Annotated in this window: 16 protein-coding genes; 11 read left to right on the forward strand and 5 right to left on the reverse strand. The window is 41.9% G+C overall.

The genetic code is table 11. The features are described 5' to 3' along the window. Positions 1 to 138: 138 nt before the first annotated feature. Entirely contained in the window at positions 139 to 984 is an 846-nt protein-coding gene (locus H6H03_RS25820) for a DNA/RNA non-specific endonuclease (RefSeq protein ID WP_190957913.1), read from the reverse strand. A gap of 896 nt (positions 985 to 1,880) precedes the next feature. Here H6H03_RS25820 and H6H03_RS25825 point away from each other — a divergent pair. From H6H03_RS25825 to H6H03_RS25845, 5 genes are all read left to right on the forward strand, one after another. Beyond that, complete coding sequence (locus H6H03_RS25825) at positions 1,881 to 3,083, forward strand: ABC exporter membrane fusion protein (protein ID WP_190957947.1); 1,203 nt, start codon at positions 1,881 to 1,883, stop codon at positions 3,081 to 3,083. Positions 3,084 to 3,183: 100 nt separating this feature from the next. Next, on the forward strand, positions 3,184 to 4,356 hold the full coding sequence (devC, locus tag H6H03_RS25830; RefSeq protein ID WP_190957914.1) for an ABC transporter permease DevC: 1,173 nt from the start codon (positions 3,184 to 3,186) through the stop codon (positions 4,354 to 4,356). A 213-nt stretch (positions 4,357 to 4,569) separates the two neighbouring features. Beyond that, complete coding sequence (locus H6H03_RS25835) at positions 4,570 to 5,268, forward strand: DevA family ABC transporter ATP-binding protein (protein ID WP_190957948.1); 699 nt, start codon at positions 4,570 to 4,572, stop codon at positions 5,266 to 5,268. A gap of 934 nt (positions 5,269 to 6,202) precedes the next feature. Then, positions 6,203 to 7,138 (forward strand): M23 family metallopeptidase, encoded by a 936-nt coding sequence (locus tag H6H03_RS25840; RefSeq protein WP_190957915.1) that lies wholly within the window; start codon positions 6,203 to 6,205, stop codon positions 7,136 to 7,138. A gap of 119 nt (positions 7,139 to 7,257) precedes the next feature. Next, entirely contained in the window at positions 7,258 to 7,797 is a 540-nt protein-coding gene (locus tag H6H03_RS25845) for a late competence development ComFB family protein (RefSeq protein WP_190957916.1), read from the forward strand. A gap of 140 nt (positions 7,798 to 7,937) precedes the next feature. On the opposite strand, the gene H6H03_RS25850 is transcribed toward H6H03_RS25845, so the two are convergent. Next, complete coding sequence (locus H6H03_RS25850; protein WP_390842901.1) at positions 7,938 to 8,534, reverse strand: L,D-transpeptidase; 597 nt, start codon at positions 8,532 to 8,534, stop codon at positions 7,938 to 7,940. Positions 8,535 to 9,197: 663 nt separating this feature from the next. Here H6H03_RS25850 and H6H03_RS25860 point away from each other — a divergent pair. From H6H03_RS25860 to H6H03_RS25870, 3 genes are all read left to right on the forward strand, one after another. Next, positions 9,198 to 9,392, forward strand: coding sequence for a hypothetical protein (locus H6H03_RS25860; RefSeq protein WP_190957917.1), 195 nt, complete (start codon positions 9,198 to 9,200; stop codon positions 9,390 to 9,392). A gap of 367 nt (positions 9,393 to 9,759) precedes the next feature. Then, positions 9,760 to 10,416: a sigma-70 family RNA polymerase sigma factor gene (locus tag H6H03_RS25865; RefSeq protein WP_096539842.1), complete on the forward strand. Its 657-nt coding sequence runs from the start codon at positions 9,760 to 9,762 to the stop codon at positions 10,414 to 10,416. A gap of 157 nt (positions 10,417 to 10,573) precedes the next feature. Further along, positions 10,574 to 11,188 (forward strand): anti-sigma factor family protein, encoded by a 615-nt coding sequence (locus H6H03_RS25870; RefSeq protein ID WP_190957918.1) that lies wholly within the window; start codon positions 10,574 to 10,576, stop codon positions 11,186 to 11,188. 31 nt (positions 11,189 to 11,219) lie between these two features. Here H6H03_RS25870 and H6H03_RS25875 read toward each other — a convergent pair whose 3' ends face one another. Beyond that, positions 11,220 to 11,660, reverse strand: a complete 441-nt coding sequence (locus tag H6H03_RS25875; protein WP_190957919.1) for a gamma-glutamylcyclotransferase family protein — start codon at positions 11,658 to 11,660, stop codon at positions 11,220 to 11,222. A gap of 384 nt (positions 11,661 to 12,044) precedes the next feature. Here H6H03_RS25875 and H6H03_RS25880 point away from each other — a divergent pair, with 384 nt between their 5' ends. Continuing rightward, on the forward strand, positions 12,045 to 12,836 hold the full coding sequence (locus H6H03_RS25880) for a hypothetical protein (RefSeq protein WP_190957920.1): 792 nt from the start codon (positions 12,045 to 12,047) through the stop codon (positions 12,834 to 12,836). After that, the gene (locus tag H6H03_RS25885; RefSeq protein ID WP_242065747.1) at positions 12,808 to 13,518 is read left to right on the forward strand and encodes an alpha-ketoglutarate-dependent dioxygenase AlkB family protein; all 711 of its coding nucleotides are present in this window, start codon (positions 12,808 to 12,810) and stop codon (positions 13,516 to 13,518) included. The genes H6H03_RS25880 and H6H03_RS25885 overlap by 29 nt, the downstream gene beginning before the upstream one ends. 17 nt (positions 13,519 to 13,535) lie before the next feature. On the opposite strand, the gene H6H03_RS25890 is transcribed toward H6H03_RS25885, so the two are convergent. After that, complete coding sequence (locus H6H03_RS25890) at positions 13,536 to 13,724, reverse strand: hypothetical protein (RefSeq protein ID WP_190957921.1); 189 nt, start codon at positions 13,722 to 13,724, stop codon at positions 13,536 to 13,538. 405 nt (positions 13,725 to 14,129) lie between these two features. Here H6H03_RS25890 and leuS point away from each other — a divergent pair, with 405 nt between their 5' ends. Next, on the forward strand, positions 14,130 to 16,763 hold the full coding sequence (leuS, locus tag H6H03_RS25895) for a leucine--tRNA ligase (protein ID WP_190957922.1): 2,634 nt from the start codon (positions 14,130 to 14,132) through the stop codon (positions 16,761 to 16,763). A 136-nt stretch (positions 16,764 to 16,899) separates the two neighbouring features. Here leuS and H6H03_RS25900 read toward each other — a convergent pair whose 3' ends face one another. Continuing rightward, positions 16,900 to 17,646 (reverse strand): DUF561 domain-containing protein, encoded by a 747-nt coding sequence (locus H6H03_RS25900; protein ID WP_190957923.1) that lies wholly within the window; start codon positions 17,644 to 17,646, stop codon positions 16,900 to 16,902. Positions 17,647 to 17,809 lie beyond the last annotated feature (163 nt).

Below are 17,809 nucleotides of genomic sequence, written 5' to 3' on the forward strand. Positions count from 1 at the left end.
GTAGTTTTAGTTTTGATTTAACCAGGACTTACGCACAGGTCACGGAAAACGGTAGACGCAAAGCGGCTTCCCGCAGGGGACCACAGAGAACGCAGAGGAATAAGAGTTAGAGAGGTTTTTTTGCGTAAGTCCTATTAACTACAGATTGTCAACTCTAGATTCAATCGTAGATTGAACAGATGTGGACACATTAGATAAGAAGTTGTAACCTGTTTTGAGTTCAATTGAATCAACAGAGACTCTATATGTTCTCCAATCGTTGTTTCTTATGCCTTGGGTATTGGGCATATCAACACTGATAACCCTCGTGCTAGTCGTAATCCCAGATGGCCCAGTACCAGGGTTAACGACTACAGCAATCTTCCAGACTCTATTTGGAACTTGAACTCTGCCATTGACAATTGTATTTCTTGTGCCATTTGAGCCAGTTCCACCAATACCGTAGGGGCCAGAAATAATATATAGTTCTTTGCCCTGACTCACTAAGCTTCTCAAATAGTTTTCTAATGAAGCCCAAGGCCCCTGATTATTATCTGGCGACTGTGGCACCATATTTGTCATCAGGAAGGTTGCAGAGTTATCGGTTACTGTTCTGGTTCTGTCAGCGGAAGGTGTCATATGCCCTCTATCAAACCCGCTACCAGAATAATCAGAGCCACTTACTTGATACCATCCTGTAGGGAGGCTGGTATCAGCGCGGAAGTCGTCTTGTCTTGGCGCTGAACCAAGCCACGACGAGTTTAATTGCCAAGACACCCAATTTGCAATCCCTCTATCACGGCTGTAACTGAGTGCATACTGGGGTTTTAATAATAAATAGTTGTTTGGAACTGAGACGCTTGTTGTTGCATTACTTGGATTGCCCAAGGTTAAATGCACACTTGATGATTGTGCTTTAGTTGGGCGTAAATATGCAATCAGCGCTATAGGTAGGGCTACAGCTACACAAGGCAGCAGAAATTTAAAAAGCCTAGTTTTCCTCATACTTTTAGTATTGAAAGACACAATCAGTCTCTTAGGCTTATGTTCTAAAATCAAGTATTCAGGGATACAAATAGTATAAAAACTGTAAATTATTAAGCTGATTTGAGAATATGGGCACAAATCTATAAATTTGTAGCAATATCTATCTTGTTAGTTGAGAAGCCAAGATGCACTTTTTCCTCACTTATTTACCCACTGTGAAAATTTATCTAGGAGAGCTTTACGCTTAAAAACATTAGACCTCTTGCATAAATATTTTTTGTATCAGGCTCCAGGCGCAGAGAAGAGGACGCAAAGTAAGGACTTTTGCAAGAGGTCTATTATTTGATATAGATAAATATATTAATATATTTTGGGAAAATTAAATATTTTTAAAAGATAAAAGTTTATTATAAATAAAAATAAATTGCAACTTTTACTGACTAATTACTTTGTATTTAAAGACCGTAAATAACTTACTTACGTAAAAATATTTATATCTTAAATTGATGTTTAGTCTATTATTGCTTAGGTATAGACTGTATTAAAACTAGTAACTATAGCAAAGTCGAGCATTAATTTGCCTGGTCGCAAAGACACAAATATTTAGTTTACTTACTTAATTTAGATCTGATTGTTGGCGCTGTTACAACCCGTAATTTCAAAAACGTTTACTATCACCATAAGTACTTTAATAAAACCAAAGTAGTTCACTATTAACACAAAACTCCTCATAAATCAGAGTTTTGTTATTCTCCTATCTGGCTAAATCAGCTTATCTCAGTAAAATTCCCAAAATTTCCAATTTTATTAAGGATTTAACAGTGATAAATTAACAATTCTAAATTTTGATTTTTCAATTCTGACTTCTTCAAATTGTTATTTTTTCTGCGCCACTAGTTAAGAGGTAATCTATGGTGCGAAACTCAAAGCTAGGGTACACAACGTCCCCTAAGTCTATTCTGCGTCCATCCGTTGCTATAGGTATAATTGCATCTTTATTGGTTGGCGGAATAAGTATTTATACAGTAAAATTCTGGCAAAATTCTGTCACTCAAGAATCACAAGTGGCAGCAAAACAATTGCCACAGTTAAAAACGGTAACAGCCTTAGGAAGAATCGAACCACAGGGTGAAGTAATTAAACTATCTGCTGCGGTGTCTGGGGAAGGAAGCCGAGTAGAAAAGTTGTTAGTCAAGGAGGGCGATAGAGTAAAACCAGGACAAGTAATTGCGATTTTGAGCAGCTACGATCGCCTACAAGCAGCATTAAAAGAGGCGCAAGAACAAGTCAAAGTAGCCCAGGCTAACCTAAACCGTACCCAAGCAGGTGCCAAGCGCGGTGAAATTACCGCCCAAAAAGCAGCGATCGCTAGACTCAAAGCAGAACGCCAAGGCGATATTGACGCCCAAGCAGCCACAATTGCCAAATTCCAGGCCGAACTGCAAAACGCCCAAGCAGAAAACGAACGTTATGAGCAACTATACCAACAAGGAGCAATTTCCGCTTCCCAACGGGACAGCAAGCGTTTAAATTTGGAAACAGCCGAAAAAAACTTGCAACAAGCCCAAGCCCAGTTAAATCGCACCCAATCGACTAGCCAGCAACAAATCAAAGAAGCCACAGCAACACTCGATCGCATCAGCGAAGTTCGGGGAGTAGATGTAGCAGCTGCCCAAGCAGAAGTCAATCGTGCCCTAGCAGCCATGAATCTAGCGGAAGTTAACCTCAAACAAGCCGAAGTGCGATCGCCCCAAAGCGGACGGATATTCAATATCCACACTCATCCTGGCGAATTAGTATCAAATGATGGCATTGCTGATATTGGGCAAACCAGCCAAATGTACGTCATCGCCGAAGTTTACGAAAGCGATATCAGCAAAGTACATCCAGGGCAAAAAGTACGAATCTTTGGCGATTTTCTGTCCATTGAACTCCAAGGAATCGTAGATCGCAAAGGCTTGCAAGTGCGGCGGCAAAATGTCATTGACACCGATCCTGCCACCAATATTGACAACAGAGTAGTAGAAGTCCATATCCAACTAGATAAAGCCTCCAGCCAAAAAGCCGCCAACCTAACCAATATGCAAGTTAAAGCAGTAATTGAAATTAGTCATTAGTCACTGGTCATTAGTCATTAGTGATTAATTATTCTCACCTCTGCTTCCTCGGCTCTGCCCCTTTGCCCCCACCTCCCCATCTCCCCACTCACTTCAAACTATGGGATTGATTGAACAACTGCGACGCCGAACTCCTTTAGGATGGCTGCAACTAAGTCATGAAAAAAGTCGTCTGTTGGTAGCTTTGTTAGGCATTGCCTTTGCGGATCTTCTGATGTTCATGCAGCTGGGCTTTCAAACTGCGCTGTATGACAGTAACACTAGACTACATCGCAGTTTGCAAGCAGACATTGTTTTAATTAGTCCCCAAGCCCGTAACTTGCCAAGCTTATCTACCTTTTCTCGGCGGCGACTTTACCAAGCAATGGATATACCGGGGGTGAAGTCAGCCCAAGCGATGTATTTTAACAACACAATCTGGAAAAATCCTCTAACACACCGGGAGACTGGGGTGTTAGTTATCGGCTTTAATCCAGACAAGCCAGCTTTTGACTTACCAGATGTTAACCAGCAATTGCAGGCAATTAAGCTGCCAGGTGCGGCCTTATTCGATCGCGGTGCAAGAGGAGATTATCAAAAAGCGATCGCCCAAATTGAAGAAGGTAAAATCGTAACTGCGGAAATAGAACGCCGCACAGTTATCATTAGCGGTTTATTCCAAGTCGGGGCTTCCTTCGGCGCTGAAGGCAACTTAATTACCAGCGATCAAAATTTTTTGCGGCTATTTTCTGGGCGACAGTCTAGCAGCATCAGTCTAGGGTTGATTAAGGTAAAACCAGGCTATGACTCGAAAAAAGTGGCAGAAATGCTCAAAGCCTACCTACGAGATGATGTTAGAGTTCTAACCCACACAGAATTTATTGAATTTGAAAATAACTTTTGGAGAACAAACTCCCCAATTGGGTTTATTTTCAATCTGGGTGTATCGATGGGTTTTGTGGTGGGCGTAATCATTGTCTATCAAGTCCTCTCCACTGATGTTAATGCCCACGTTCGGGAATATGCCACCTTCAAAGCAATGGGATATCGCAATTACTACCTGCTAGGTGTGGTGTTTGAAGAGTCTTTAATATTAGCAGCACTAGGTTTCTTTCCCGGATTGGGAGTATCCTTAGCACTTTACCAACTGACTCGCAAAGCTACAAATTTGCCCATGTACATAACACTGATTAGGGCATTACAAGTATTAGTGCTGACCATAATTATGTGTGCAATTTCTGGTGCGATCGCCACCCGCAAACTCCAAGCCACCGACCCCGCTGATATGTTTTGAAAAATGGGCATGGGCAGATGAGGGGGATGAGGAAGTGTGGGGAGTGTGGGGAGTGTGGGGAGAGAGGGGAGTGTGGGGAGATGGGGAAAAAGAGAATTTATGCTTCCCTTTCCTCCCACACCTCCCACACCTCCCACACCTCCCACACCTCCCACACTTCCTGGAATGCCCAATGCCCAATGCCCTATGCCCAATCTAAAATCCAAAATTGATATGCTTCCCGTCATCTCTATACATAATCTCGACCACTACTTTGGTCACGGCTCACTCCGCAAGCAAGTTTTATGTAATATCAACTTAGAGATTAACGCTGGTGAAATTGTTATCATGACCGGGCCATCTGGTTCTGGAAAAACTACTCTGCTGACTTTAGTGGGTGGGTTGCGTTCTACGCAATCTGGTAGTTTGCGGGTGTTGGGAGGAGAACTTTGTGGTGCTAGCGCCCAAGAACTAGTACAAGTGCGACGCCATAACGGCTACATTTTCCAAGCACATAATTTGCATGGCAGTTTGACAGCGTTGCAAAATGTGAAAATGGCTTTGGAATTACATAAACATATTGGTTTAAAAAATATGCTAACTCGGTCAGCTCAGATGCTAGAGCAGGTAGGATTAGGCAACCATTTGCATTACTATCCTGATAAACTGTCTGGGGGACAAAAACAAAGAGTAGCGATCGCCCGCGCCTTAGTCAGTCATCCCCAAATTATCCTAGCCGATGAACCCACCGCCGCCCTTGACAGCCAAACGGGACGAGATGTGGTCAACCTCATGCAAAAACTGGCAAAAGAACAAGGCTGTACCATTTTGATGGTTACTCATGACAACCGCATCCTAGACATTGCCGATCGCATCGTTCGCATGGAAGATGGTAAGCTCAACTCAAAACTAAAACTATCAGCCTGGAGCTAATTAGCTGAAATTTATAGCAAAGTGCTGAGTTTGTTGTTGGTCATTATAAGTGTTAACTGTTGAGCAAAGCAAGGAAAGCTCCACCTCCAGTTAGGAGTTATTCTCTTTGTTGTCTTGTCTTTCTCATTCCCTCACTCCGTACAGACAAGGGTTAATCGCGTCTACCTACTCTCCAGTAGACAAATAAGTTCAAAAATCAAAGCAGATTACTATAAATTCTATAAATCAGGGAAATTAGATTTTTCAGCTCGATTATTCGAGTTGATAAGTCGAAATTTCAAGCATTAATCTCGATTCTTGAAGCTTCTTAGTCCCAAGTAAAAATAATTAAGTAAAATTACTGAAATTTTTTATATTTTACCAACACACAAAAAATCTGTTATTACTATGTAGATGGAGATTAGGAATTACATACTAAATTGAACTAGGTTTGTGTAAAATCCTAACGGGGTTAAATTTTTGGGTTATTTCTGGTACTTCCCCTCTGATTTAGCAGATTTAGCAGATTTGCTTAGACCAACTTTGACCTGAAAGTGTGGTATTGGTGTCCAGTTGAAGAAGTGTCCAGTTGATTCCCAGATTTTATTCAAGTACCATTATGTAGTGACTTTAACCATAAAAAGTTTCTTTTGTTGCTTAACAAGCGATCCCTATGGCAAGCCACTAAAGCGGTTTTACCATCAATCAAGCGAAATTTTACGAACAATCACAATGCCATACACCTTAGTTATTAGAGTTAATAGAAATTTACAAATTAAGCTTACAAATCATTCTCCATTCGTCACTGTTCGCTGTTGACTTAATTTTCATAAGTGCCTAGAGCATTGGGCAAACAAAATTTATGGCTTTCAACAATATCTGCTGTCAAAAGAAAATCCTACTAGTAATAAACTAGTCTATTTTCCAACACAAGCAAGGGATTTATGGTAGCTCTATGATTACTGAGAATCGCACTAGCAATTCAAATAAAAACTTGCTCGGCTTGAATGTCAAAAAGTTGACACCTAATGGTCGTGCAATAAATTTGTTAAAGGGAATGTTTGCTGTTATTTCCATTACCTGGGCATTGCCTGTAGATGCTTTGCAAGTAAAAGTGACTCCAACTAATCCTCAATTAGGGGATACACTTTCGGTGGAAATTAATTTAGATAATCCGGATAATGCTACAAATCCAACAGTAGCTATTGGTAAAAATACATACCCAGCATTTGAAATTGCGCCCAATCAGTATCGAGCTTTTATTCCTACAACTCCCTTAGAAAAAGCTGGAACTAGATCGCTTCAGGTTACAGGAGATGGTCAGGTGCAAAACTTGGCAGTGAAAGTGCAAAATCGCAAATTCCCTGTACAACGCATTACTTTACCACCAGGTAAAGCTGGAGTGGATGCCACAGAGTATGAACTCAAGCGCGTAGCAGCTTTCAAAGCTCTACAAACACCAGAAAAATACTGGAATGGAGTATTTCTGAGGCCAAATGCAGGGCGAATGAGTACAACCTATGGTGTACGTCGCTACTATAATGGTAAATTTGCAGAGGACTACTATCATCGTGGCCTTGACTACGCTGGTGCTACCGGTTCAGCCGTGATTGCTCCAGCCGCTGGACGAGTTGCTTTGGTAGGTAGGGTATCCCAAGGATTTAGGGTTCACGGTAACGTAGTTGGCATTGACCACGGTCAGGGAGTGAGCAGTATTTTCATGCACCTGAGTCGTATTAATGTTAAAGAAGGCGATTTTGTCAAAGCTGGTCAACTCATCGGTGCAGTAGGTTCAACAGGTGCTTCCACTGGGCCGCATTTGCACTGGGGTCTATATGTCAACGGGCTATCTGTCGATCCAACACCTTGGCGAACTAAGGTCGTGAAATAGTAGAGGCGGAATTGATAGCGTCTGTGTATAATTTGGATATTTTTGCCCAAAGTAAGCAAAATCAATTGAATTGATACCGTCCCTACCTTCCTTGGCTAACATAAATGATGATAAGCGTTATGAGTATCGAAAAAATTGTAGAACAAGCTCTCCAGGATGGTTATTTGACACCAGCAATGGAAGCAGAAGTCGGTAGAATCTGTGACAACGCTTCGGAACTCTCTATTGAAGAGTATATGGCGCTCGATCGCCTAATGGGTGCGCTATTGACAGGTGAGGTAGTGGCGGTACCTCGAAAACAATTCATTAACGTCATGGAAGAATTGGTACTCACAGAAGCGATCGCCAGAGTTGCTGAAATTGAGGCCACTAGCGAAAGTTCCCTGGATGTTGGTGATATTGCAGCCTACGCTCTCAATCGGCTACCACCCTTGTATGCAACTACAGAAGAAGGCGCTAACTACCAGCGCCAACGCGCTCAAGCAGAACTACAAGAACTAATTTCCCAGCAAGTAAATGAAGCGATCAATCGTTACCTAGATCGGCCTAGTCCGTTCCCAGAACGACAAGTCTTGGGCAAAAGCACTGGCAATGAAGCTCTCGTGCAAATTGGTGCTTTGCTTAGAGCATATGCACCTAACTTTGAGCAAAAATCATAATTTTAAGAGTCATTGGTCATTAATCATTTGCAAAGGACAAACGAAAAATCAAAAAACACAAAGTCTGAGCGTCGGCTTTTGGCGCTCAGACTTTCTAAAAAGGACAATTAACAAAGAACAAATGACCAATGACCCTTAACTCACTCACGTACTAACACAGTTGTTCCTAAACTTACTTGCTCGTACAACAATCTGACATCAGAATTACGCATTCTTAAGCAACCATGAGATACAGCTGTTCCCAGCAGGTCAATATCCGGTGTGCCATGAAAGCCAATTTCATTCCGTCCATCTGACCAAAAGCCGATCCATCTGTCTCCCAAAGGACTATCTGTACCCGCCTCAAATACTTTGCCTGTAATTGGGTGACGCCAAACTGGATAGTGCCGCATATGCATTACTTGGAAAGAACCCGTCGGTGTTTCCCAACCTTTCTTACCTACAGCAATCGGGTAGCTGGCAATCACTTCATCTCCTGCGTATACGTAGGTGCGGCGATCGCTTAAATCAACTACGACTTTTGTTTTACCCGATACTGACTTATTAGATGGTACTTGTTGGGCTGAAGCTTGAGGCCATAAAGCTTTTGGCCAACTATCCACAATTGGATTTTGTGTTTCTGCTTGTGCCACTAGCCGCGTGTTGTTTGTGGGTTCTGTGGGATTAGCTATATTTTTCTTAATTGTTTGGGACTTAGTTTCAGAGTTCACCGCAGAACGCTTGAGTCTAAAAGCTATTGGTTGAGTTACTTTAGCTAGATTTTTCTTAATTTTTTTCGACTTAGTTTGAGCCTTGAGTTTAGAAGACTTACGAAGTGTTGCTTTAGCTACATTCTTTTTAATTTTTTTCGACTGAGAACTAGACTTAACCGCTGAAGACTTTGATGTTAACTTCCTTTCAACAGTTGAGGCTTGGGTGTTTTCAACAGGAGGCATAGATGCGCCCAGCGCAACTTGCCCTAAACTCACCTGTGAGAAATTCTTATAGGCTTCCTCTGGACGGCTTCCTTGAGGGTTGTTTAGGCTAGAGCCTTGCCGCATCGCAGATGCAGACTTTTCAAATTGCCGTTGTGCTGTACTAATGCGCCAATGCACAGCTAAAGACAAAAATGCTGTGCCAAAACAAAGCAACATTACCATACGCCCTACAGATTCATTTTTTACCATTGCTATTGCCTATTGTTTATCCCTGACGTATCCAACTGAAGAATTGGATGGCTTCATCATCCGATCGCTAAAAATTTATCAATACTTATCACTTCTGATATAAATCTGCCAATAGCTCTGGGCAAACTAAGGCTATACGCGTCCCAGCAGCAAAAATCTAAGCGAGGAATCTGATTCCTCCAAAGTTCAGGAGGTCGTAAGCCTCTACTCGGACTTTCTGACACAACTTTGGAAATGCAGCAATCAATTATTAATGGTGTGGGTGGGAGAAAAACTATGTTTGAAAAACTATTGCTAGCAGTCACGATTACATTTTCCCTCAATTTCTTTTTTCAAGTTCACTTACCAGAACAAAATAACACTGGTGCTAGTTACGGGGTACAACCAGAACAATCAGCAACTATTCTGGTAAGAAAATCAAAAAAATAAACCACCATTATCGCCACCAGAGCAGCCCAACTTCTATAAATTATTGCCTAAATTTTAAAGGTATCAAGAAGTTAGAATTACAAAATTTTCATCTTCATCCTTATAACCAAATTTAATTATCTCGATCAAGCGTATATACCCAGTTGCTAAAAGTAACAAAACGTGCTTATCTAAGATGCCTTTGTTAGCTCATGGGCAAACAGAAACATCCAAGTAGTATAAGGAGAAACAAGCTCTTTTTACTGCTATAAATTTAGCCAAACTTGTGTGCCTCAGTGTTCCAGTCATAAATCCGTCACCTTAGCAAGGAACTTGTGCCGTATTAGCAGGTCTAATAGAAAGGGATGATTTAGAGCCAGTACGATCTATGAGTCAGTCGATTACTGTATCCTGGTCAACGGTTGATGCAAAGTATCCAGAAGCATCAGTGCAAGTTGACAAACTTCCTAACCACGATTTAATTTTGCGTTGTCAAGCTGGACTGCGCCCGGATCGTGCTGCGTTTGCGGAACTATTGCGCCGCTATCAAACCCAAGTTGATAGGGTTTTATACCATTTAGCTCCAGATTGGCCTGACAGAGCTGATTTGGCTCAAGAAGTTTGGATTCGAGTGTATCGGAATATTAACCGCTTACAAGAGCCTGCTAAATTCCGGGGCTGGTTAAGCCGCATTGCGACCAACTTATTTTACGATGAGTTACGTAAACGCAAGCGGATTGTGAGTCCCTTGTCACTCGATGCCCCCCGCTCAGTAGAGGATGGCGAGATGGATTGGGAAATTGCTGGTGATACCCCAGGGCCTGAAGAAGAACTGACAACCAGAGAATTTTACGAACAACTACGGGAAGCGATCGCGGATTTGCCAGAGGTGTTTCGTACTACTATTGTCCTAAGAGAAATTGAAGGCATGGCATACGAAGAAATTGCTGAAATTACTGGAGTTTCCTTGGGAACTGTCAAATCAAGAATCGCCAGAGCTAGATCGAGATTGCAAGCTCAGTTGCAAAACTATCTAGACTCCTAATTTACAGTACTTTACCTCTGTCCAATGGCAGAATTTAAGCATTGATTAAGAATTACACCAAAGATGTAGATTGCTTCTGCCGCGAGGAGGAAAATTGAGTAATTTGTCCAAATTTTCGGTTCACTTAACCCGTGTATGAATTGGTAATAATGTTAAGATGACTACTGATTCTCAGTTTGATGATCGTTCCCACTTACAACTTCCTGAAGATTTGTCAGATGGAATGGTTGAGTATACCAATGAATCAACGGGTTTTATGGATATGGTGAAGCGCGATCGCTTCGAGTTATTAAGTGCTTATCTCGATGGTGAAGTCACAGCCGCCGAACGCAGGCAAGTGGAAGAATGGTTGGCTAATGATGCCTCAGTTCAATGCTTGTATGCCCGACTGTTAAAGCTGAGGCAGGGCTTACGGACTCTCCCAGTGCCAACAGCCCAACAGTCGCCGGAAGCAACAGCCGAGCAAGTCTTGACACGTTTGCGCCGCCGTTCTCGTTTCAACTGGATGGTCGGAAGCGCCGCCGCCGCAGCTTGTGTAATTGGTGCAGTATCCGGCTTAGTACCTGGTAGTGGTTCGAGAACACCACAACTGGCACAACGACCACAAATGCAGCCAGTACAAACGTCGTCGGCATCTGTAGTACCTCCTTCCTCGCTAATGGTGGGACTAAATAACCCGGTAATTGAAATTCCGAAAGCAGCAGTAGCTTCTCCGGATTCAATTTATCAGATACCACCGCAACGCCGGGACTCCAGAGACGACATAAATTAATTTAATTAATCGCAAAGTTAACAGATAAACTTTACATTGCAGTTAGACCAGAACCACTCCACCAACCGTCAGGTTGGAGGACGCCTCCTAACTGGTCAACTCGCTCTAAAGTCATTAAGTAAACCCAAGCCCAACCCAGAGAAAGCCACTCTCCTTGATAAACCTTGATAGATTTTCGGCTATAAAGGTTTTCTGACACTTCTCTAGCGGGGTGGTAATCTTCCAGCACATCTAGCTGATTCAAAATCCCTGGGTTAGTAAAAGAAAGTAAATATCCGTGGACTTGGCTATTTCCCAGCGTCATCGCTGGGTAGCCCATCGGCAAAGCAAACAATTTACCTTGTACAAAAGCTTTTTTGACATCTACTACTTTGCCAGCACAAAATCTTTTATAGTTAGCTTCACCTGGTTTGAGAGTGCCGTAAACAAAAACCTGCACCAAATCAGAAAATTTTATATTTGATTCAAACATAGTCTATTTTAACCATCTGATTTCTTTGCCTACCACAGAGGTGATACGATTTCTTTGTGAGGCTGCGCCAAATTCTCTTAGCTTTCTTTCTTCTTTCTTTCTTTGTGTCCTTTGCGCCCTTTGCGGTTCGTTCCTTATATACTTTGGCGCATCTTCATACAGAATTGGTATGAGTATTGTAAATGTGTGCTGTGAGCATAGCGAAAAAGGGACTCAATCTTATTACAGAGACAAAAAAAGAATATACAGAAGAATATGGAAAGTTTCACTAATAATCCCTTTCTCACAGAATACATAGAAAACTTAGGTATAATAAGTAGCTAGACTGCAATATTGATTTGGGCAACTTAAGAGAATAGTTAGATCTACTCTTAAGGCTTCTGTATGATCGTTTCTAGCCCAAAGGAACCACAGATAAAGTTTAGATTTTTTGATGATATTTACAAACCGAAAATAGAAAAACTTCCACTTCTTGTCAATGTCGATATAGATCATGGTAGGAAAGTACTCAATACAGAAGCGGAATGTGATAAGTATATTGCTCTCTACGGCGGACACCACTTTCACAAGCTCTATGCAGCATTTCCTTCAACTAACTTTCAGTACACGGAAGGTAAAAGCATAGAAATTATCGACTGGGGGTGTGGACAGGCGTTTGCAACTTGCGTTTTAATGGACTATCTCATTGAAAAATGCATCAGCCCGAAAATAGAATTAATCACACTCATAGAACCATCTTCAATTGCACTATGGCGAGGCTATAGCTTTGTTCGCCAGATGTTACAGCCTACTTTCTCTAATAACTCTTTAATCACAACACTCAACAAGTGTATAGATAACTTAAATTCTAGTGACCTTGTTTCAAGTTCTAGCAATATTAAGATTCATCTATTTTCAAACATCCTAGATGTTGAAAATTTCGATTTAAATAAGCTATATCAGCTAATAATCAATTCCTTTTCAGGATTTAATCGTATTATTTGTACAAGTCCGTATAATAATGCAAGAAACTACAGAATAGATAGTTTTTATAATCTATTCAACGATTATAGTATGGTTAAGAATTCATTTTATTCGCATGAAGCGATTTATAAAGAAATTTTTTATAATAAAATAAAAAAATTTAAGATTAGCAAAATACAAAGGTATGAAAGGCAGTTCACTATCAAGCTTTGAGGAAAATTTTATGAAAAATAAGCCAACTATAAATGTAATTCAGGGAGACTTATTTTTTGGATTTGACTCTGTTGTAGATAAATTAATAGAGAGCAGGGATAAAGAAGTTTTATCTATGCAAGATGCAGAGGTTACTTTCTATCGCAATTTTTTCAATCAGCAAGACAGTGATGAGATTTTTCAAACGTTGCTTAATCAAATAAAATGGCGACAGGACAAAATGAAGATTTATGGTAAGGACGTAAATTTACCAAGAAAAACTGCTTGGTATGGCGATAGAAATAAGTCATATAAATTCTCAGGTATTCATCTTGATCCAGAACCTTGGATACCTACACTACTACAAATTAAAGAGAAGGTTGAGGAAATTGCAAAAGTTAACTTTAACAGCGTTTTACTCAATCTTTACCGAGATGGGAACGATGGAATCTCCTGGCACACAGATGCTGAACCAGAGCTAGGCAAAAATCCCGTAATTGGTTCTGTCAGCTTTGGCGGAGCAAGAAGGTTTATGTTTAGACATAAACACAACCAGGATTTGAAAGCAGAAATTGAGCTAGTACATGGTAGCTTCCTTCTGATGGCAGGTGCCACACAGCATTTTTGGCAGCATCAAATCCCCAAAACATCAAAGCAGGTTCAACCAAGAGTTAATTTAACTTTCCGGGTAATTAATAGTTAAACAATTAAGTGTAAGTGCTACTTTCCTTTTTTCTCATCCAGTGCTTTCTGAATCGCTTCTCTACAGAATTCAGCAGGATCATCTTGTGCTTTCACCTCTTGCTTCATCTTTTCAGTAGCACGGAAACTAATAGTGGTCGTTAAGGGTTCTTCTCTGTCTGTCGTGAAATTTTTTAAATTTTCTGGACTACCCTTAGGATTAGGCATTGTTGAGAGATGTAAATATAGCTTGAACTGCGTGCAAACGAGCAATTAGAGTTTTAAATCGCTGGTGTTCTCACCTGACAAATGGCTAAGATGAGGCTTGAACAGTTAATAGCACTGGTGAGTCAGTAGTCCAGACTTTACAGCAATCTTACCGTACTCCTCAATAATGGGGAGTTTCTTTATTTTTCTCTATGTGTTCAGATCGCAACTTCAAATCAAGACTGTCCCTGATAGTCTAAGAACTCTAGCGATATAAGATAGATAGGAATAAGGAATACAGGAGATTTAGAAATTGATTTTAGAATTTAATTTAAAAAATTACTAGATACATAACTCATTAAATAGTTCAAACGTACTAAACAGTAGCTAAATACTTAGGATTAGTAGCAATAAAGTGTAATAGGCATGAAACCATTGGAAAGACATTATTCAGTTGATTCCCGATACAACCCCGCAGCAATTGAGGAAAAATGGCAAAAAACATGGGCAGAACTTGGCTTAGACCAAACACCTACAGCTAGCAACAAGCCAAAATTCTACGCTTTGTCGATGTTTCCCTATCCATCGGGCAGTTTACACATGGGTCACGTCCGTAATTATACGATTACTGACGTGATTGCCCGCCTCAAGCGAATGCAAGGGTATCGGGTAATACACCCAATGGGTTGGGATGCTTTTGGTTTGCCAGCAGAAAACGCTGCCATTGACCGTGGAGTACCGCCAGCAAAATGGACTTATCAGAATATTACCCAGATGCGCCAACAATTACAGCGTCTTGGTTTATCCATTGACTGGGAATGCGAACTCGCTACCTGTTCGCCAGATTATTACAAGTGGACGCAATGGATTTTCTTGCAGTTTTGGCAAGCGGGTTTAGCTTACCAAAAAGAAGCGGCGGTAAACTGGGACCCCATTGACCAAACTGTACTGGCAAACGAACAAGTCGATAATGAAGGACGTTCTTGGCGCAGTGGGGCAATAGTTGAGCGCAAATTGTTGCGGCAGTGGTTTTTTAAAATTACTGACTATGCCGAAGAATTACTCAAGGACTTGGATAAGTTGACGGGTTGGCCGGAACGCGTCAAATTAATGCAAGCAAATTGGATTGGTAAATCCACAGGTGCTTACTTAGAATTTCCGATTGTTGGCATAGATGAAAAAATCGCTGTCTACACCACACGCCCAGATACGGTTTTTGGTGTGAGTTACGTGGTGTTAGCACCAGAACACCCGCTAACAAAGCGCGTTACCACGAAAGAACAAAAAGCAGATGTAGAAGCCTTTATTCAAGAGGTTGCTAATCAAAGTGAGTTGGAACGTACTGCTGAAGACAAACCCAAGCGGGGTGTACCTACAGGTGGTAAGGTAATCAATCCATTTACAGGGGAAGAAGTGCCCATCTGGATTGCTGACTATGTACTGTATGAGTATGGTACAGGGGCAGTGATGGGTGTACCAGCACATGATGTACGCGATTTTAAGTTTGCCAATAACTATAACCTGCCGATTGAGTTTGTCATCGTAGAACCAGAAGCGGTTGCCAATGTGGATTTTCAGCAAGAAGATCCAGCATTAATCATGATTGAGTATGACAGTGCATACACCGAACCAGGGATTTTAATTAATTCCGGTGCTTTTACTGGCATGACTTCTACAGATGCAAAACAGGCGATCGTGGAGTATGCCGAACAACAAGGTTTTGGTAAAATGCGGGTGCAATATCGGTTGCGTGATTGGTTGATTTCTCGGCAGCGGTACTGGGGCGCACCAATACCCGTAATTCACTGCCCCAATTGCGGGATAGTACCCGTGCCGGATAAAGATTTGCCAGTACAGTTACCGGAAGAGGTGGAATTTACTGGGCGTGGTGGTTCGCCTTTGGCGCAATTGTCAAGTTGGGTAAATGTGCCTTGTCCGACTTGTGGCACTCCGGCGAAGCGAGAAACTGACACGATGGATACTTTTATTGATTCCTCGTGGTATTTCTTGCGTTTTCCAGACGCTAAAAACGAACAACAAGTTTTTGATTCCAGTAAAATCAATGACTGGATGCCAGTCGATCAGTACGTAGGTGGAATCGAACACGCAATTTTGCATTTGTTGTATTCGCGGTTCTTTACTAAGGTACTGCGGGACAGAGGCTTATTAAATTTTGACGAACCCTTTCAACGCCTGTTAACTCAAGGCATGGTGCAGGGTTTAACTTACTTGAATCCGAAAAAGGGCGGCAAAGATAAGTGGATTCCTTCTAATTTAGTGAATGCTGCTGACCCCCGCGACCCTCAGACAGGGGAACCGCTGCAACGTCTCTACGCTACCATGTCTAAATCCAAGGGTAACGGTGTAGCGCCAGAAGATGTAATTTCCAAGTATGGTGTAGACACAGCGCGGATGTTCATTTTGTTCAAAGCGCCGCCAGAAAAAGATTTGGAATGGGATGAAGCCGATGTCGAAGGACAATTCCGCTTTTTAAATCGGGTTTGGCGTTTGGTGACAGATTATATTGCTGCTGGGGTATCTAATAAAAAAGCCGAAGTTTCTGATTTGAGTAAGGCAGAAAAGGAATTGCGGCGGGCAGTTCATACTGCTATTCAAGCGGTGACAGAAGATGTTGAAGACGAGTATCAATTCAACACGGCTGTTTCAGAATTGATGAAGTTGAGTAATGCCTTAACTGATGCTAGCTGCAAAAATTCACCAATTTATGCAGAAGGTATTCGGACTTTGGTGGTTATGCTAGCGCCTTTTGCACCGCACATTGCCGATGAATTATGGCAGTTGTTGGGTAAAAGCGATTCAGTTCACACGCAAACCTGGCCATCATTTGATCCGGCTGCTTTGGTAGCTGATGAAATTACTTTAGTGATTCAAGTTATGGGCAAGACTCGTGGGGCGATTCAAGTACCAGCACAAGCAGATAAAGCCGCGTTGGAAAAATATGCCCGTGAATCTGAAGTTGCCCAGCGTTACATCGAAGGCAAAGAAATTAAAAAGGTAATTGTGGTGCCTGGGAAGTTGGTAAATTTTGTAGTTAGCTAAGGCATGGGGAGTGGGGAAACAACAGGACAAGGGGCAGAGGAAGCAGAGGGGCACAGGAGAAGTTGCAGTAATTCTTTCCCCTTGTCGCCAATTCTCGTTGTCCTCTTCCCATGCCCAATGCCCAATGCCCAACTCTTTACTTCTCGCTCAATACTGTGGCAGTTGCCAACGCTTCCACTAAGCCACGGACAGCAGCAATCATCGCTACTTCGTTGTTGAGTTGGTTGATGGCGGAACCAACACCAACACCAGCGGCACCAGCGGCGATCGCTAATGGTGCAGTAACGCTAGAAATGCCTGAAGCACAAAGTACTGGTACTGTCACCGCACGAGAAATCTCATAAGCTGCCGCCAAGGTGGGGGCAGCTTTTTCAATTAATCCTAGAGTTCCAGGGTGAACTGGGTTACTGCTAGTACCGCCTTCGGTTTGGATAATGTCTGCTCCAGCTTTCACCAGTTCCTCTGCTAGTTCTACTTGTCGATCTAGTTCTAGGATGTGGGGAACGGTGACAGATAAGGTAATTTCTGGCAGCAGAACGCGGGTTTGCTTAGTCAAGGCTAGTACTTCCTCAGCCTCGAAACGGCGTCCTTGAGCATAGAAAGAATCGAAATTTCCGATTTCAATCAAATCAGCACCAGCAGCCACAGCTTGAACAAATTTATCTGGTTCTACTGCTGATACACAAACTGGTAAATTTGTCAAATTCTTAGCTAGCTGGACTAAGCTCGAATCAGCGGCGATATCGACAAAAGTAGCACCACCAAATTCAGCAGCCTTGACAGTGGCGGCAACGCTAGCAGCGTCGAAGTTATTTAAACCGCTGATTACTTTGAGAACGCAGCGGTTAGCAAATGCACGTTGGAGTGTGGAATGCATCGTCATGGTTCGGCTTTGAAGCTACAAAAATTAGGTATATTCTACCGTTCTTGAGTTGATAAAGAGCCTAAATTACTATGACAATTGCTAAATTTTGATAGCTCGATCGCAAAGCTGATTGTAAGCGATCGCCTAAACTACACTGAATATACTGTAATAATAGGTAGTA

This window comes from Nostoc paludosum FACHB-159 (assembly GCF_014698835.1).
In the GTDB taxonomy this organism is placed as follows: domain Bacteria; phylum Cyanobacteriota; class Cyanobacteriia; order Cyanobacteriales; family Nostocaceae; genus Nostoc; species Nostoc paludosum.

Bases quoted from the DNA above. Each gene is read 5' to 3' on its own strand.
- H6H03_RS25890 (WP_190957921.1), bottom strand. From the start codon at position 13,724: ATGCCTAATCCTAAGGGTAGTCCAGAAAATTTAAAAAATTTCACGACA.
- H6H03_RS25860 (WP_190957917.1), top strand. From the start codon at position 9,198: ATGCAGCAATCAATTATTAATGGTGTGGGTGGGAGAAAAACTATGTTT.
- devC (WP_190957914.1), top strand. From the start codon at position 3,184: ATGGGATTGATTGAACAACTGCGACGCCGAACTCCTTTAGGATGGCTG.
- H6H03_RS25865 (WP_096539842.1), top strand. From the start codon at position 9,760: ATGAGTCAGTCGATTACTGTATCCTGGTCAACGGTTGATGCAAAGTAT.
- leuS (WP_190957922.1), top strand. From the start codon at position 14,130: ATGAAACCATTGGAAAGACATTATTCAGTTGATTCCCGATACAACCCC.
- H6H03_RS25900 (WP_190957923.1), bottom strand. From the start codon at position 17,646: ATGACGATGCATTCCACACTCCAACGTGCATTTGCTAACCGCTGCGTT.
- H6H03_RS25870 (WP_190957918.1), top strand. From the start codon at position 10,574: ATGACTACTGATTCTCAGTTTGATGATCGTTCCCACTTACAACTTCCT.
- H6H03_RS25845 (WP_190957916.1), top strand. From the start codon at position 7,258: ATGAGTATCGAAAAAATTGTAGAACAAGCTCTCCAGGATGGTTATTTG.
- H6H03_RS25875 (WP_190957919.1), bottom strand. From the start codon at position 11,660: ATGTTTGAATCAAATATAAAATTTTCTGATTTGGTGCAGGTTTTTGTT.
- H6H03_RS25835 (WP_190957948.1), top strand. From the start codon at position 4,570: ATGCTTCCCGTCATCTCTATACATAATCTCGACCACTACTTTGGTCAC.
- H6H03_RS25820 (WP_190957913.1), bottom strand. From the start codon at position 984: ATGAGGAAAACTAGGCTTTTTAAATTTCTGCTGCCTTGTGTAGCTGTA.
- H6H03_RS25885 (WP_242065747.1), top strand. From the start codon at position 12,808: ATGAAAGGCAGTTCACTATCAAGCTTTGAGGAAAATTTTATGAAAAAT.
- H6H03_RS25840 (WP_190957915.1), top strand. From the start codon at position 6,203: ATGATTACTGAGAATCGCACTAGCAATTCAAATAAAAACTTGCTCGGC.
- H6H03_RS25880 (WP_190957920.1), top strand. From the start codon at position 12,045: ATGATCGTTTCTAGCCCAAAGGAACCACAGATAAAGTTTAGATTTTTT.